14 protein-coding genes are annotated in these 16,044 nt (G+C 70.6%); 9 read left to right on the top strand and 5 right to left on the bottom strand.

Going from position 1 to position 16,044, the window contains the following annotated elements; translation table 11 throughout:
• Positions 1–372: 372 nt before the first annotated feature.
• Both LLS1_RS15435 and LLS1_RS15430 read left to right on the top strand, forming a co-directional pair.
• Positions 373–1,317, top strand: coding sequence for a hypothetical protein (locus tag LLS1_RS15435; protein ID WP_226656890.1), 945 nt, complete (start codon positions 373–375; stop codon positions 1,315–1,317).
• A complete protein-coding gene (locus LLS1_RS15430; RefSeq protein ID WP_226656888.1) occupies positions 1,292–2,311 on the top strand; it encodes an HAD-IIA family hydrolase in 1,020 nt (339 codons plus the stop codon). The genes LLS1_RS15435 and LLS1_RS15430 overlap by 26 nt, the downstream gene beginning before the upstream one ends.
• An 18-nt stretch (positions 2,312–2,329) precedes the next feature.
• Here the strand turns inward: LLS1_RS15430 and LLS1_RS15425 are convergent, their stop codons facing one another.
• On the bottom strand, positions 2,330–3,322 hold the full coding sequence (locus tag LLS1_RS15425; protein WP_226656886.1) for an o-succinylbenzoate synthase: 993 nt from the start codon (positions 3,320–3,322) through the stop codon (positions 2,330–2,332).
• Positions 3,323–3,378: 56 nt separating this feature from the next.
• On the opposite strand from LLS1_RS15425, the gene LLS1_RS15420 reads away from it, so the two are divergent.
• The 3 genes from LLS1_RS15420 to LLS1_RS15410 are packed head-to-tail and all read left to right on the top strand — an operon-like array spanning position 3,379 to position 6,498.
• On the top strand, positions 3,379–4,290 hold the full coding sequence (locus LLS1_RS15420; RefSeq protein WP_226656884.1) for a 1,4-dihydroxy-2-naphthoyl-CoA synthase: 912 nt from the start codon (positions 3,379–3,381) through the stop codon (positions 4,288–4,290).
• A 10-nt stretch (positions 4,291–4,300) separates the two neighbouring features.
• Positions 4,301–5,485, top strand: coding sequence for an AMP-binding protein (locus tag LLS1_RS15415; RefSeq protein ID WP_226656882.1), 1,185 nt, complete (start codon positions 4,301–4,303; stop codon positions 5,483–5,485).
• Between the two features lie 26 nt (positions 5,486–5,511).
• A complete protein-coding gene (locus tag LLS1_RS15410; RefSeq protein ID WP_226656881.1) occupies positions 5,512–6,498 on the top strand; it encodes a 1,4-dihydroxy-2-naphthoate polyprenyltransferase in 987 nt (328 codons plus the stop codon).
• A 10-nt stretch (positions 6,499–6,508) separates the two neighbouring features.
• On the opposite strand, the gene LLS1_RS15405 is transcribed toward LLS1_RS15410, so the two are convergent.
• Positions 6,509–6,811, bottom strand: coding sequence for a DUF4229 domain-containing protein (locus LLS1_RS15405; protein WP_226656879.1), 303 nt, complete (start codon positions 6,809–6,811; stop codon positions 6,509–6,511).
• Positions 6,812–6,853: 42 nt separating this feature from the next.
• Here LLS1_RS15405 and LLS1_RS15400 point away from each other — a divergent pair, with 42 nt between their 5' ends.
• Positions 6,854–7,207 (top strand): PLD nuclease N-terminal domain-containing protein, encoded by a 354-nt coding sequence (locus tag LLS1_RS15400; RefSeq protein ID WP_223358939.1) that lies wholly within the window; start codon positions 6,854–6,856, stop codon positions 7,205–7,207.
• On the top strand, positions 7,200–9,041 hold the full coding sequence (gene menD / locus LLS1_RS15395) for a 2-succinyl-5-enolpyruvyl-6-hydroxy-3-cyclohexene-1-carboxylic-acid synthase (protein ID WP_226656877.1): 1,842 nt from the start codon (positions 7,200–7,202) through the stop codon (positions 9,039–9,041). The genes LLS1_RS15400 and menD overlap by 8 nt, the downstream gene beginning before the upstream one ends.
• On the opposite strand, the gene LLS1_RS15390 is transcribed toward menD, so the two are convergent.
• Positions 9,031–10,440 carry an aldehyde dehydrogenase family protein gene (locus LLS1_RS15390; RefSeq protein ID WP_226656876.1) on the bottom strand — a complete coding sequence of 470 codons (1,410 nt, stop codon included), beginning with the start codon at positions 10,438–10,440 and terminating at the stop codon, positions 9,031–9,033. The genes menD and LLS1_RS15390 overlap by 11 nt on opposite strands.
• Before the next feature lie 225 nt (positions 10,441–10,665).
• Between LLS1_RS15390 and LLS1_RS15385 the strand changes: the two genes are divergently transcribed.
• Positions 10,666–11,625: a helix-turn-helix domain-containing protein gene (locus LLS1_RS15385; RefSeq protein WP_374758279.1), complete on the top strand. Its 960-nt coding sequence runs from the start codon at positions 10,666–10,668 to the stop codon at positions 11,623–11,625.
• 48 nt (positions 11,626–11,673) lie between these two features.
• Here the strand turns inward: LLS1_RS15385 and LLS1_RS15380 are convergent, their stop codons facing one another.
• Positions 11,674–13,206, bottom strand: a complete 1,533-nt coding sequence (locus tag LLS1_RS15380; protein ID WP_226656872.1) for an APC family permease — start codon at positions 13,204–13,206, stop codon at positions 11,674–11,676.
• Between the two features lie 218 nt (positions 13,207–13,424).
• Here LLS1_RS15380 and LLS1_RS15375 point away from each other — a divergent pair, with 218 nt between their 5' ends.
• A complete protein-coding gene (locus tag LLS1_RS15375; RefSeq protein WP_226656870.1) occupies positions 13,425–15,404 on the top strand; it encodes a primary-amine oxidase in 1,980 nt (659 codons plus the stop codon).
• A gap of 11 nt (positions 15,405–15,415) precedes the next feature.
• Here LLS1_RS15375 and LLS1_RS15370 read toward each other — a convergent pair whose 3' ends face one another.
• Entirely contained in the window at positions 15,416–15,913 is a 498-nt protein-coding gene (locus tag LLS1_RS15370) for a hypothetical protein (protein WP_226656868.1), read from the bottom strand.
• Positions 15,914–16,044: the final 131 nt, after the last annotated feature.

Here is a 16,044-nt window from a genome sequence, read left to right as displayed (position 1 = left end):
CGTGATGGTCAGCGTTCCGGTGGTGACCGTTCCGGCGGTGGCTATTCGCGTGATGGTCAGCGTTCCGGTGGCGGCCGTTCCGGCGGTGGCTACTCACGGGACGGACAGCGTCCGGGCGGGCCGCGCGGTGGTTCTGGGCGCGGGGATCGGGACGAGAAGCTGTGGACGCGGGATGGGCGGCCGGCACGCGGTGATCGCGATGCGCGTGAGCGGGAGCTGCGAAGCGACGAGGAGATCGAGCGCTCGCGGGAGCTGCGGTCGGTGCGTCCGCAGCATGACGACCCTGAGATCCCGAGCGATGTCAGTGCACGAGACCTCCCCGGCGAAGCCCGATTGGAGTTGAAGACGCTCAGCAAGGACAACGCTGAATGGGTGGCTCAGCACCTGGTCATGGCCTCCCGGCTTATCGAGGCCGACCCGGAGCTCGCGCACCGTCACGCGACGTCCGCCGCACGACGTGCCGGCCGCATCGGCGTGGTACGTGAGACGCTGGCGATCACGGCGTACGCGACCGGGGACTTCGCGCTCGCGCTCCGTGAGCTCCGCACCTACCGCCGAATCTCCGGCTCCAACGACCAGCTGCCGATGATGGTGGATAGCGAACGCGGAGTAGGGCGCCCCGACCGGGCCCTCGAGCTCGGCCGATCGGTGGATCGCGCGACGCTCCCGGCCGACGTGCAGGTGTCCCTTGCGATCGCGATGTCCGGCGCGCGCCTCGACCTCGAGCAGCCGGAGGCCGCCCTGGCCGAGCTGGAGATCCCGCAGCTCGACCCCAATCGGGCGTACAGCTGGAGCCCGGACCTCTTCCACGCGTATGCCGAGGTGCTCGAAGAGCTCGGGCGCGGCAACGAGGCGGAATCGTGGCGCGAACGTGCCCGCTTCGCCGACGAGGCGCTGGCGGAGGCGCATTCCGTCGACGAGCACGAAACGATCCACGTGATCGAAGAGGAGATCATCCTCGATGCGGGCGATTCGCCGACCGCGGTCATCGACGAGGAGATCGTCGATGAGAGCGACCTGCCGGCTGCCGTGGTCGAGGAGAAGATCGTCCTCGAGCCGGGCGACCTGTCGGCCGCAGCGCTGGAAGCAGAAGTGGACGAGCTCCTCGCCGACGAAGACGAAGGCGAAGACGCCCCGGACGAAGAGACGGACCTCGACGGCCAGGACGCAGAGAGCGGTTTCATTGCCACCGATACTGACGAGGACGGCGCCCAAGCAGGCGATGCGGCTGAGTCGCGCGATGCCGCCGCGCGCGTAGCGGACGGCTCCGAGGAGAAGGGCGAGCCGGACGATGGCGCTGTTTCGACGGAGCGCTGAGACCGCGACCCCGCTGGACGGGGTGGACCTGGTGCTCGCCGACCTCGACGGTGTGGTCTACAAAGGGCCCGACGCGATTCCCTTCGCCGTGGAGAGCCTGAACCGCGCCGCAGAAACGGTGCGAGTCGGTTACATCACGAACAACGCCTCCCGTACGGATGCGTCCGTGGCCGAGCACTTGAGCGACCTGGGGCTGCACGTGCAGCCGGCCGATGTCGTGACGTCCCCGCAGGCGGCCGTGCGTCTCCTGGGTGCGCATGTCGCGCCGGGCGCCACGATTCTCGTGATCGGTGGCGCGGGCCTGGTCGACGAGGTGGAGAAAGGCGGATTCACCGTCACGCGCTCCGCCGACGACGAGCCGGCCGCCGTCATCCAGGGCTTCGCTCCCGAGGTCGGCTGGGCGCAGCTCGCAGAGGCGGCTTTCGCCCTGCAGGGCCGCTCCGACGAAGAACGACCGTGGATCGCGACGAACACCGACTGGACGATCCCTGTTGCGCGGGGCATCGCCCCGGGCAACGGGACGCTGGTTTCCGCCGTCCACACCGCTGCCGGACGACTCCCGCTGGTCGCGGGCAAACCGGAGGTCGCGATCTTCGAGGAGGCGGTCTCCCGCTTCGGCGCGGGAAAGCCGCTGTTCATCGGCGACCGGTTGGACACCGACATCCTCGGGGCCAACCGCGCGGGCATCGACTCCGTGCTGGTGCTGACCGGGATCGACCGCGCGAAGCAGCTCATCGCGGCGGACGCGAACGCGCGGCCGACCTACATCCTCGGTGACCTGCGTGGGCTGGCTCAGCCGTACCCGGCGACCTCGGTCGCCCGGGACGGTGCCGTGACGGTGGGCGACGCGACGGTCGCGGTCGAGGGGAACGACGTGCGGATCCGTGCAGAGGGAACCGACGAGCTCAACCTGCTCCGCGCCGCCTGCGCGGCGATCTGGAACTCGGGCCGGGCAATCTACGGGCTCGAAGTCCCGGAGCGCCTTTACGCCTGAACCACCGGAGCGCCGAGCTCAGAGGGCCGTCGTGCCTTCGACGAGGCGATAGCACCGCCGCACGCGGTCGAGCCACCATTCCCGGCGATCGGCCGATGCCTCCACGGCGGAGACTCGCATCGTGTCGACGGTCGGGCGGACGACCGGGATGAACCCGTCGACCGGGAGCAGCGGCTCCTCCGCCACATCCTGAACGAACATCGCGACCGTCCCGAGGCCGCAGTCGAACTCCAGGTCGGGGACCGCGGCGGCGAGGTGCGCGCCCATGGCGATGCCCACGGAAGTCTCGATCGCGCTCGAGACGACCACAGGCAGGCCGGCCTCGGCGACGATCCGCAGCGCCGCGTGGATGCCACCCAGCGGCTGTGCTTTGACGACGAGCAGGTCCGCAGCGCCCGCGCGCGCAACGGCGAGAGGGTCCTCCGCCTTGCGGACACTCTCGTCCGCTGCGATCGGGATGCCCATGTACTTCGTCCGGCGCCGGATCTCGGCGAGCTCGTCGACGCCGGCACAGGGCTGCTCCACATACTCCAGATCGAACGGCGCGAGTGCGTGGATCGCATGCTCGGCCTCGTCGACGTTCCACAGGGTGTTCGCGTCCACGCGGATACGGCCCTCCGGGCCGAGTCGATCGCGGACCGCACGCACGCGCGCCACATCGTCGGCGAGGGACTGACCGGGCTCAGCGACCTTCACCTTGGCCGTCCGGGCGCCGGGGTACCGATCGAGCACCGCGTCGACATCGTCGGCCGGCACCGCGGGGACCGTCGCATTCACTGGGATCCTGTCGCGCACGCCGGGTGGTGCGGCGCGCCACCCGAAGTCGATCGCCGCGTGCAGCCACACGGCGGCTTCGTCATCGTCGTACTCGACGAAAGGCGAGAACTCCGTCCAGCCCTCCGGTCCTTCGAAGAGCACCGCTTCTCGGGCCACGACGCCGCGGAACCGCGACGTCATCGGCACGCTGACCACGCGTGCAGTCCCTAACAGGTCGCGCAGTTCCGGCACCATTCCACAAGTTTGGCACGGCCGATCCCGGGGGAGGCGGCCGACCGTAGGCTGGGACCATGGCAGCGGCAATCTCAGAGATCTTCGATCCGACGCAGTGGGTGGATGCCCCCGGTTTCGACGAGCTCACCGACATCACGTATCACCACGACGTCAGCGGGCGGATCGCCCGCTTGGCCTTCAACCGGCCGGAGGTGCGGAACGCGTTCCGGCCGCACACCGTCGACGAGCTCTACGCCGCGCTCGAAGACGCTCGGACCAACCCCCGGATCGGCGTGGTGCTCCTCACCGGCAACGGGCCCAGCCCGAAAGACGGCGGCTGGGCCTTCTGCTCGGGCGGTGATCAGCGCATCCGCGGCCGCGACGGCTACAAGTACGCTGACGGGGAGACGGCGGTGGGCATCGATGCCGCCCGCAGTGGTCGCCTGCACATCCTCGAAGTGCAGCGACTGATCCGCTTCATGCCGAAGGTCGTGATCGCCGTGGTCCCGGGATGGGCCGCCGGAGGGGGTCACTCGCTCCACGTGGTGTGCGACCTCTCGATCGCGAGCTCTGAGCACGGTCGGTTCAAGCAGACGGACGCCGACGTCGGTTCGTTCGATGCCGGGTACGGCAGCGCCTACTTCGCCAGGCAGGTCGGGCAGAAGGTCGGGCGCGAGGTGTTCTTCCTCGCGCGGGAGTACTCGGCGCAGCGGGCGTACGAGATGGGGGCGGTCAACGCCGTCGTGCCGCATGCGGAGCTGGAGTCGACGGCCCTCGATTGGGCGCGGGAGATCCTCACGAAGTCGCCGACGGCGATCCGGATGCTGAAGTTCGCGTTCAACGCCGTCGATGACGGCCTGGTGGGTCAGCAGGTGTTCGCGGGCGAAGCGACCCGGCTCGCGTACGGTACGGACGAGGCCGTAGAGGGGCGCGACTCCTTCCTTCAGAAGAGGGAGCCCGACTGGTCGCCTTTCCCGTGGCAGTATTGAGGCCCGCCGCATGACGCGTGAAGTGCGGGCTGTCGACGCGGCAGAGCCGGAGGCGGTGTACCGGGCGCTGCGGGAGGCGCTCGCTGGAGGCGGACCGGCGGTGGTGCCACGTGAGGCCGGGGCCGCGACAGACAAGGCCGGCCATGGTCGAGGCGAGCGCGTGGCACAGAATGTGGCGCTGGTGATCGAGACCTCCGGATCGACCGGGAGGCCGAAGCGGGTGGCGTTGTCCGCGGACGCATTGCTGGCGAGCGCGGCGGCGTCCGCGGGAGCGATGGGCGGGCAGGGACAGTGGGTGCTCGCCCTGCCGGCGCACTACGTGGCGGGGGCGCAGGTGCTGGTGCGCTCGCTGGCGGCGCAGACCGAGCCGCTCTACTACGGTGCGGGGCATTTCGATGCGGAGCGTTTCGCGGCGCTCGCCGCGGAGGCGACGAACGACCTGCGCTACACCTCGCTCGTGCCTGTCCAGCTCGCGCGGCTGGTGGACGCGGCCGAGGGCGGATCGCGCGCGGTGGAGGCGGCGCTGCGGCGGTTCGACGGGATCCTCGTCGGTGGGCAGGCGCTCACGCCGGCGTTGCGTGAGAGGGCGGAGCGTGTGGGCGCGCGCATCCTGAGCACCTACGGGTCGAGCGAGACGGCGGGCGGATGCGTGTACGACGGCGTTCCGATCGGTACGACCACGGTTCGAGAGGTCGACGGGCTGCTCGAGATCGCAGGCCCGACCCTTGCGGAGGGCTACCTCGGGGACGTGGAACGCACGCACGCGGCGTTCCACGAGGCGGACGGCGTGCGGTGGTACCGCACGGGTGACCTCGGCGCCGTCGTCGACGGCCGGGTGACCGTGTTCGGCCGAGCGGACAACGTGATCATCTCGGGAGGAGAGAAGATCCTCCTCGACCGGGTCGAGCAACTGGTACGTGCAGTCGCCGGCCTCGAGCACGCGGTCGTCGTCGCTGCCGAGGACGCGGAGTGGGGGCAGGTGCCGGTGGTGGTGGCGGTGCTCGACGAAGGTGCCGTCGCGGAAGGCGAGGACCTCCTGCGGCGCGTCCGTGCCCGGGTCGCGGAGGGAGCGGGGCGAGCGGCGGCTCCCGCGCGGATCGCGGTCGTGGCGGAGCTTCCCGCCCTGAGCAGCGGCAAACCCGACCGTGTGGCCGCGGCCCGGATGGCCGCCGCGGCCGGCGACGAAGAGGCATAGCCGATGTTGTTACGATTCGCTCTGTGATGAGTCAGAACAACCCACGCATGCAGAGGATGGCGCCGCCTCAGGCCCGCGGACCGCGCGGAGGCAAGAGCGGGCGGCCGGGTGCTGCGAAGGCGACGGCGGCGCGGCCGGCGACGGCGCGGGACTGGATCGCCGGAGCGCGACTGCGGACCCTTCCGCTGGCGATCGCGCCCGTCCTCATCGGTGTCGGCGCGGCCAAGGTGGCGGAGGGCCCGGGAATCTGGCACCCCGTGCGCGCGCTCCTCTGCCTTGCGGTCGCGGTACTGCTCCAGATCGGAGTCAACTACGCGAACGACTACTCCGACGGCATCCGCGGCACGGATGAGTACCGGGTCGGCCCCGGCCGGCTGACCGGTTCCGGCAAGGCGGCGCCGAAGAAGGTCCTGACGGTCGCGCTCGTCTTCTTCGGGCTCGCCGCGGCGGCGGGCCTCGTGCTCGTCATCCTCACCCAGCACTGGTGGGTACTGCTCATCGGCGCCGCGGCGATCGCCGCCGCGTGGTTCTACACGGGAGGCAAGCGTCCGTACGGGTACTACGGCCTCGGCGAGGTCTTCGTCTTCGTCTTCTTCGGGCTGGTGGCCACCGCCGGAACGACCTTCATGCTCGCCGGGACGGTGAACCAGGAGTCCTGGTACGGAGCGGTGGCCGCCGGGCTGATCGCGTGCGCGGTGCTCATGGTCAACAACATCCGTGACATCGGACCGGACAAAGAGGCCGGCAAGCGCACACTGGCCGTGCTGATGGGGAACGTGGCGTCACGCATCATCTTCTGCGTGCTGCTGCTCGTCCCGTTCGCGATCGTGGCTCTGCTCGCCCTCTTCTACCCGATCGCCTGGTTCGGGATGTTCGCGCTCCTCGCCGCACTGCCGGCGTGCGCGATCACTCTGTTCGCGAAGACGTCGCGTGAACTGATCACGGCCCTCCAGCTGACGAGTCTCACCGGCCTGCTGATCGGGATCGTGCTCGGCGCCGCCTTCGCGTTCTGAGCGGACGCGCTCAGTCGGACCTGGGCGTCGCCTCGGGCGCGGGCTGTGCGGAGGCGGAGTCGACGGCGGCGTCCTCGACCTCGTCGTCGACCGAGGGGAGAGGCTTCTCGCGGTGCCGGACCTCGTAGAGCTCGGTCGAGACCGCATTGCGGGGCTTGCTGAGGAAGATGTACGAGAGGCAGAGGCCGATGAGGGCGGCGGCGATCACCGACGCCCACCAGACGATGCCCAGGAGGAGCAGGACGGCGAGCGGGATCGCGAACACCAGGAGCCGCAGGACGGTGTAGATCAACCAGGAGGGAATCCGCTTCACCCTCCCAGCTTAGAGACGGACTCTGAGAGTTACGATTGACGCATGGTTCGCCTCTGGATAGTCCTCGGCGTCGCAGCCGCGGTCTTCTACATCTATTCGGTGGTGGACTGTGCGCTCTTCGACCGCTCCCGGGTGCGCGGCCTTCCCAAGCCGCTCTGGCTGCTCGTCATCATCCTGTTCCCCGTCATCGGCGGCATCCTCTGGTTCCTCATCGGCCGCGGGCGCCGCCGAGCCGCCGAGCGCAGACTCGTGGCACCCGACGACGACCCCGAGTTCCTCGGCAAGCTGAAGCTCGACCGCGACCAGGAGGAGCGGATCCGTCAGCTCGAGAAGGAGCTCGCCGAACTCGACGACAACGGCCCCGACTCGGACCAGACCGGCCGCCGGGATGGCTGAAGCCGTCAGCGCGGGCCCCGAACAGGGCGCCCGCGGCACGGGCACGCCTGCCGCCGGGCACAGCGCTGCGGGCGAGGACGAACGGGCCACCGGCAACCCGGCCACCGACTACGCGACCGCCCTCCTGAGGACGTTCGTGCGCAACGGCGTCCGCGACCTGGTCGTGAGCCCGGGCTCCCGCTCGCAGGCGCTCGCGCTCGTCGCCGCCGAACTGGAGCACAGCGGACAGGTGCGGCTGCACGTCCGCATCGACGAGCGGGTGGGCGGCTTCCTCGCGCTCGGGCTCGCCCGCGAGACCGGCGCGCCCGCCGTCGTCATCACCACCAGCGGCACGGCGACCGCCAACCTCCACCCTGCCGTGCTCGAGGCGCACGAGGCCGGGATCCCGCTCATCGTGCTCACGGCGGACCGCCCGCACGAGCTGCGCGGCATCCGCTCGAACCAGACCACGCACCAGGACGGACTGTACGGTGTCGCCGTGCGCTGGTCGCAGGACGTCGACGCTCCCCGGGCGACCGACGAGGCGGCGCGCCGGACCGAATCCGGTGCGGCGGAAGCGCTGGCGCTCGCCGCCGTCCGCGCGGCTGTCGGGGCGGACACCGCCGATCCCGGTCCGGTGCACCTCAACGTCGCCTTCCGAGAGCCGCTCTCGGTCGCTGCGCCGTCTTCGACGGAACCTCTCGCGGGGCCCCTTCCGTCGACCGCCGGCCCCGCGGCGCTCAGGCGCCGCGTCATCGAGCTCGACGACCGTCCGCGTACGGTCGTCATCGCCGGCGCCGACTCCGGCGCGGCCGCCGAAGAGCTCGCGCGCGCCGCCGGCTACCCGCTCCTCGCCGAGGTGTCCAGCGGTGCGCGCTTCGGACCGAACCTGGTCGTCGCCTACCGCGAACTGCTGCGAGAGGAGACGTTCGGCGGCCGCGTCGAGCGCGCCGTCGTGTTCGGACATCCGACGCTCAGCAGAGAGGTCCCCGCGTTGCTCGCGCGCCCCGACGTCGAGGTGATCGTCGTCGCACCGACGGGAACGCAGACGTACGACCCCGGTCATCGCTCGCGCGTCCTCGGCGGCGTGCATCCGCCCGCCGGGGTCGACCTCCGCTCGCCGGAGGTGCGGGGCTGGGTCGGCAGCTGGGTCTACGCGAGCCGTCGCCTCATCGCGGAGGCCGAGCGTGCTGCGGACCCGGCGGCGCGGGCCCCGGATGTGGACAAGGCACGCTCGTACGAGCCGGCGGACGCGCTCGCGTTCGCCAAGGCGGAGCTCGCCGCCGTGCGCGCGCCGATCACCCGCCCACTGCTCGCCGAGGCGGTCTGGCGCTACACGTGGCCGCACGACCGCCTGGTCCTGGCGGCCTCCCGGCTCATCCGGGACGCGGACCGCATCGTGCCGGGCAAGAAGATCTCGGTGCACTCGAACCGCGGTCTCGCCGGTATCGACGGGACCATCGCCACGGCGACGGGCATCGCGATGGCGAGTCAGGCCGCCGCCGCCGAAGCAGGAGCTCCGGCCGGGGTGACGCGCGTGCTGCTCGGCGACCTCGCCCTCCTGCACGATGCGGGCGCGCTGCTCGGTGCAGCGGGGGAGGAGCGGCCGCACCTGCAGCTCATCGTCGGGAACGACGGGGGCGGGACGATCTTCGACGGACTGGAGGTCGCCTCCACGGCCGGCACGGCGGCGTTCGATCGCGTGCTCTACACACCGCACGAGGTCGATATCGCGGCCCTTGCCCGGGCGTACGGCTGGGCGTACCGCGCCGCGCGGACCAAGGGAGAGCTCGATCAAGCGCTCTCCGCTCCGCCCGCCGGCGTCAGCATCGTCGAGGTGCCGCTCAGCCGTTGATGATGCGCGGCACCGAGACCGCCTTCAGCCCCTCCACGCCGAACTCGAGGCCGTAACCGGAGCCCTTGACACCGCCGAACGGGATCATCGGGTGCACGCCGCCGTGGGAGTTGATCCAGACGGTTCCGGCGTGGACGCGGTTGGCCACGGCCAGCGCCTCGTCGCGGTCGGCGGCCCAGACGGAGGCACCCAGGCCGACGTCGAGGCGGTTGGCGCTGGCGACGGCGTCGTCGACGTCCGAATAGCGGATGATCGGGAGGGCGGGACCGAACTGCTCCTCGTCGACGAGGGCGACGCCATCGGCGACGTCGGCGACGAGGGTGATCGGGTAGAACAGCTCACCGAGCTCGGTCGCGGGGGACCCGCCGGTGACGATGCGGCCGCCGTTCGCTTTCGCGTCCTCGACCAGCCGGTTCACGATGTCGAACTGCTGCTTGTTCTGCAGCGGGCCGAGCACGTTGTCCTCCTCGAGACCGTTGCCCATCGGGGTGGAGCGCGCGACCTCGGCCAGGGCCTCCACGGTGGCGTCGTAGATGGAGTCGTGTACATAGAGGCGCTTGAGCGCGGCGCAGGTCTGGCCGGTGTTGATGAAGGCGCCCCAGAAGAGACCCTGTGCGATGGCCTGGGGGTCGGCGCTCGGGAGCACGATGCCGGCGTCGTTGCCGCCGAGTTCGAGGGTGAGGCGGGCGAGGTTGCCGGCCGAGCTCTCGATGATCCGGCGGCCGGTCGCGGTGGACCCGGTGAACATGATCTTGTCGACGTCCGGGTGGCTCGCCAGACGGGCGCCGACGTCGCGGCCGCCGGAGACGGCGATGAGCACGTCGGCGGGCAGCGCGGAGTTCAGCACGTCGACGAGGGCGAGAACGCTGAGCGGGGTGTACTCCGACGGCTTCAGCACGACGGTGTTGCCCATCCGCAGCGCCGGTGCCAGCTGCCAGATGCCGATCATGAGCGGCCAATTCCACGGGCCGATCGCTCCCACGACGCCGGCCGCACGGTAATGCAGCTCGGCGCGGATCTCGCCGTCGTCGATGAGCACCTCTGTCTCCATCGGGAGAGTCGCCGACGTGCGCAGCCAGGCCGAGCACGCACCGATCTCGAAGCGCGCGTTCGGGCCGTTGAGCGGCTTGCCCTGTTCACGCGAGAGCAGTCGGGCGAGTGCCTCGGCCTCGGCGTCGATCGCCTCCGCCGCTCGCAGGAGGATCTCCGTGCGGGCGTCGTGGCCCAGCGCCTCCCATGCGGGCTGCGCGGCGCGGGCGCGGACGATCGCGGCGTCGAGGTCGTCGACGGTCGCCTCCGGCGCGCGGCCGAGCTCGGCGCCCGTTGCGGGGTCGTGGATCGGGCGGCCCGATCCCTCCGGCGCGCTGACGCGGGCGAGCAGTTCGGTGTAGTCCGACATCGGGTCTCCTCCAGTGGAACGGTCCTCGACCCAGTCTCGATCGGGGGGCTGCGCCGCGCTTGACCGTGGACGCACGCCGGATGACGGGCGGTGCAGAACTGTGCCGGCCGGCGGCGGGGATGGACCCGGTCGTCTCCTGGCACGGGCCGGGGACCGGATGATACGATCCACATCACGGATCGTATACAACGTCGTCCCCGATCCGGAGTGAGGTCGACCGTGCTCATCGATCAGCAGCAGACGCGGAACAACCGCGTGACATCGAGCGCCACGCGGGATTTCAGCGCGTTCCGCACCGCCGTCTCCGAGTCGTTCGTGCCGCTGCACGTGACGAGCGAGCGGCCGGATCCGTTCTGGGGTCGCATTCGGATGGCCACCGCGGACACGGTGCACGTCTCCGAGGTCAGCGCCTCCCAGCACGTCGTGGAGCGCACCCCCGAACTGATCGCGCGCTCCGATCGCGACTACTACAAGCTCAGCATGATGCTCTCCGGGACGGGCCTGCTCATCCAGGACGACAGGGAGGCCGTCCTCCGCCCCGGCGACCTCGCCGTGTACGACACGCACCGGCCGTACTCCCTCGTCTTCGACGACGACTTCCGGACCATGGTCGTCATGTTCCCGAAGAGCCTCGTCGATCTCCCGCGTGAGCTCGTGTCGCAGCTGACCGCGGTCCGTTTCGACGGGAGGTCCGGCGTCGGCGGGATCATCGTGCCGTTCCTGGCGCAGCTGGTCGGCAACCTCGACCAGCTCTCCGGCCCCACGGGAACGCGGCTCGCCCACAGCGCCCTCGACCTGGTGACCACACTGTTCGCCGACGAGCTGGACGCGCGTACCGAGACCATCGACCCGCACCGGGCGCTGATGCAGCGCATCCGGATGTACATCGACGCCAACCTGGCCTCGACCGATCTCGGGCCGACCCAGATCGCGGCGGCCCACTTCATCTCGACCCGTCACCTGCAGGGGCTGTTCCAGGAGCAGAGCACGACCGTCTCCGCGTGGATCCGCACCCGGCGTCTCGAGCGCTGCCGCCGCGACCTGGTCGACCCGCTGCACGCCGACCAGTCGGTGGCCGCCATCGCCTCGCGCTGGGGGTTCGTCGATGCCGCCCACTTCAGCCGGGTCTTCAAGGCGGCGTACGAGGAGTCGCCGTCGGACGTGCGGGCGGCCGCGCGCGCCTGAGCCGACCGATGAGTGCGGCGGCAGACGCGCGCGGCCGGCGCGCGGGGTTCAGTCCTCCTCGACGCCCAGCTCGGGAGCGCCGGCCTCCTCGGTCCCGTGGCCGATCTGAGCGTAGACCCTGGGGTTGCGACGCTTGAGCGCCATCCCCCAGAACACCCCGACGACGCCCGGGACGATCACGATCGCGGGCAGGACGAACGTGGTCGCGGTGGGCGGCGCCGTCGGATCGCTCGTCAGCAGTGTGTTGAAGTAGACGAGGATCAGCACGAACACCACGGTCAGGGCGACGCCCGAGACGACGGGCGCGGCCACCCGCTGCCAGGAGCCGACCCCGCGGCCGTCGCGCCGGAAGAAGCCGATCACCGAGAACGAGACCACCGCCATCAACAGCACCAGGCCGAGCGCGCCGCTGTTGGTCAGCCACGAGAACAACGTGAGCACCGGGAAGAGCGCGGCCGGAGCGCCCTCCGGAGGAACCCATCCCGCGCCGGCGATCGCGAAGGCGACGATGACGACAGTGGCGAGGATGCTCTGCGCGACGGAGCCGGCCCACGGGGCGCCGCTGTGCGCACGGATGCGGGACAGCCAGCCCGGCAGCACGCCCTCCCGCCCGAGCGAGAAGAAGTAGCGTGCGACGGCGTTGTGGAAGCTGACCAGTGAGGCGAACAGGCTGGTGATGAAGAGAAGCTGCGCGATGTCGCTCACGATCGCGCCGACGTGCGAGCCGAGGAATGTGAAGATCAGGTCGGGGCCCTGCTCGGTCGAGTCCTTGATCACGCGGCTCGGGCCCGAGCCGACGGTCATCGCCCAGGACGACAGGGCGTAGAAGATCGCGATGACGCCGACCGCCGTGTAGGTGGCGCGGGCGACGGTGCGCTTCGGATCCTTCGACTCCTCGCCGTAGATCGCCGCGGACTCGAAGCCCATGAAGGCCGCGATGCCGAATGCGAAGACCGCGCCGATGCCGGGGACGAACAGATTGGACGGGCTGAGCGCATCCGCGCTGACGCCCTCCGGAGCCACGATGAAGGAGGCGATGTCGTAGACGATGACCACCGCGAACTCGAGCGCGACCAGCACGCCGAGCACTTTCGCGGAGAGGTCGACGCGGTTGACGCCGAGCGCCGCGATGATCGCGATGCACACGAGCACCGGAATCCACCACGGCACGTCCCAGCCGAACTTGCCCGACAGGAGGGACGAGACCTGGAACCCGAACATCCCGTACACGCCGATCTGCATGGCGTTGTAGGAGATGAGCGCCACGATCGAGACCCCGACTCCGCCGGGTCGGCCGAGCCCCTGGGCGACGTAGGAGTAGAACGCCCCGGCGTTGGTCACGAACCGGCTCATGGCCGCGTACCCGACCGCGAAGACGGTGAGGGTCGCGCCCAGGATGAGGAACGACAGCGGCACGCCCAGCACGCCCGTGACGGCGAACGTCGTGGTGACGCCGCCGGCCAGCACTGTGAGAGGTGCGGACGCGGCCACGATCATGAAGGTGACGGCGGGGACGCCGAGGCGCCGGTGCGCCGCGGTCCGGGTGCCGACGGCGGTGTCGGCGTGCTCTGTGGAGGTCAAGGGGTTCTCCTCGTTCGGTCCGCGCCTGGGGTGGGGGCCGCGCCGCGAGAGCACGGGGGATGCGCGATTGCTGACGATTGAAGCGGTTCGGGGCCATCGACGGCTTGGCCTGCGACGCAGACCGGTTGTCTGAATCGGAACGGTCGCCTGCGCGCGCCTTCCTGCACGCTCACGGCGTCCCGGATACTGAACGGATCAGCTCGACGTAAGGAACACGGATGTCCCACCAGCACACCTCCACCGTCACCGCGCCCACGGAAGTGCGGCATCCCCTCGACGCACTGACCGCGCAGGAGATCGCCGACGGGCGCGACATCCTGGTGGCGGCGGGGCTCGTGGGGGAGTCCACGTGTTTCCCGTCGGTGCTGCCGGTGGAGCCGTCGAAGGAGGCCGTGGCAGCGTACCGCGAGGGCGACGAGATCGACCGGCGCATCCTGTTCGTGCTCCTCGACACCGCAACCGGCGCCTCCGCCGAGGCGATCGTGTCGGTGACCACCCGGGAACTGGTCGACCATCGCCCGCTCGGGACGGCGGCGGCGCCGTACGGCCAGCCGCAGTATCTCTTCGAGGAGTACGTGCGTGCGGAGGAGATCGCCAAGGCGTCGCCCGAATGGCGGGCCGCCATGGTGCGCCGCGGGCTCGAGGACCGCATCGAGCTGGCCTTCTGCGCGCCGCTCGCGCCCGGCTTCCACAACCGTGCCGAGGAGTCCGGTCGCCGCGTCATCCGCTCGCTGACCTTCCTGCGTTCCACCCCGACCGATTCGCCGTGGTCGCATCCGGTCGAGGGCCTCATCGTGCACATCGACCTCACGACCGGCGCGGTCCTGCGCGTCGAGGACGACGGCGACATCCCGGTGCCCGACCTCGACGGCAATTACGACGCCGCCACGATCGGAGCCGCACGCACCACTCTCAAGCCGATCGAGATCACACAACCGGAGGGGCCGAGCTTCCGGGTCGACGGCCAGCACGTCGAGTGGGAGAACTGGAAGCTGCGTGTGGGCTTCAACGCCCGCGAGGGGCTCGTGCTCAACCAGGTGACCTTCCGCGACGGCGACGAGGACCGCTCGGTGCTCTACCGCGGTTCGGTGCCCGAGATGGTCGTGCCCTATGGCGACACGACATCGACCCGGTTCTGGATCAGCTACTTCGACGCGGGTGAGTACCTGCTCGGCAAGAACGCGAACACCTTGACCCTCGGCTGTGACTGCCTCGGCGTCATCCACTACTTCGACGGGATCGTGGCCGACGACCACGGCAACCCGGTGACCATCCCGCAGGTCGTGTGCATGCACGAGGAGGACTACGGCATCCTCTGGAAGCACACCGACCTCGATGGCAAGACGGAGGTGCGCCGCTCCCGCCGCCTCGTCATCTCGTACTTCTCCACCATCGGCAACTACGACTACGGGTTCTTCTGGTACCTCTACCTCGACGGCACGATCCAGGTGGAGGCGAAGGCCACCGGCATCGTCTTCGCGGGCGCCGGGATCCCCGGCTCGACCGACCCGCACGCTCCGGAGATCGCCCCCGGTCTCTTCGCACCGGTGCACCAGCACCTCTTCTGCGCGCGCTTGGACGTCGCGATCGACGGCGACCGCAACGCGCTCTCCGAGGTCGACGCGGTCGGCATCCCGATCGGCCCCGACAACCCGCACGGCAACGCCTTCACCTGGACGAACACCCCGCTGGGCCGCGAGTCGCAGGCGCAGCGGCTGGCCGACCCCTCCCGTGCACGGGTGTGGGAGGTGCGCAGCACGACGCGCAGGAACGCCGTGGGCGCACCGACGGCGTACCACCTCCTCCCGCAGCCGAGCGCGACACTGCTCGCGCAGCCGGAGTCGACGGTGTGGGGACGCGCGACGTTCGCCACCAAGCACCTGTGGGCGACGCCGTTCGACCCGGCCGAGCGCTTCCCGGCCGGCGACTACCCGAACGCGCACGCGGGCGGGGCAGGACTCCCCGCGTGGACCGCGGCCGACCGGTCGCTGGAAGACGCGGACCTCGTGCTCTGGCACGTCTTCGGTCCGACGCACATTCCGCGTCCGGAGGACTGGCCGATCATGCCCGTCGACTATTCGGGATTCGCGTTCAAGCCGTACGGGTTCCTCGACCGGAATCCGGCGATGGACCTGCCGGACGGCGCGGCCGCCGGCGCGAGCTGCTGCAGCGGCGGGGAGTGCAGCTGCGGGCACTGAGCGGACGACGTTCAGCTCGGGAGGAGCATCACGGCGGCCGTGACCGACATGGCCGCCGCCGCGAGCACGGGAAGAAATCCGTGGGCGAGGCCGACGCGGCGTGCGTGACGCAGCGCGAGCGCTGGACACACGATCGTCGCCACGGCGACAGCGAGGCTGAGAACGACGATGAGCCAGCCGAGATGCGCTCCGTGGCCGGAACCGGGAGCAGCCTCCGTCGCCGGCGCGGCATGCGTGTGGAAGAGGTCCAGCACCACCATCAAGGCCATGGCGAAGGGCTCGACGGCGAGGTGGGCGGTGCCGGCGCGGGTGGTGCGGGTGGCATCGCGGACCGGGCGGGAGGAGACCGCGCAGCCGATCGCCGACGCGATGAGTGCAGCGGCCCACGCCAGAGGCGGGAGCAGCGGGTATCCCGTGATCATCGCCGTGCTCGCCGCAAGCGAGAGGGCCGCGACGGCTGACGCTCCCGTTCCGCCGGGGCGACTCGGGCGCAGGGGAACGGAGGTCATGCCTCGACGATAGGGAGGGGGATTGGCCCCACCTGTGCCGGTCACGCAGCGTTGTTGTGCGCGGCGGCAGGGCTCGCGCTGCCTCCCCAGAGGTCTTGAACAGAACGGCCGCGGTCGGGGCCACCTCACCT

Source organism: Leifsonia sp. LS1, from assembly GCF_020521355.1.
GTDB lineage: Bacteria > Actinomycetota > Actinomycetes > Actinomycetales > Microbacteriaceae > Leifsonia.
Note: the sequence above shows the minus strand (reverse complement) of the source record. Positions and strands in the feature narration are given on the sequence as shown.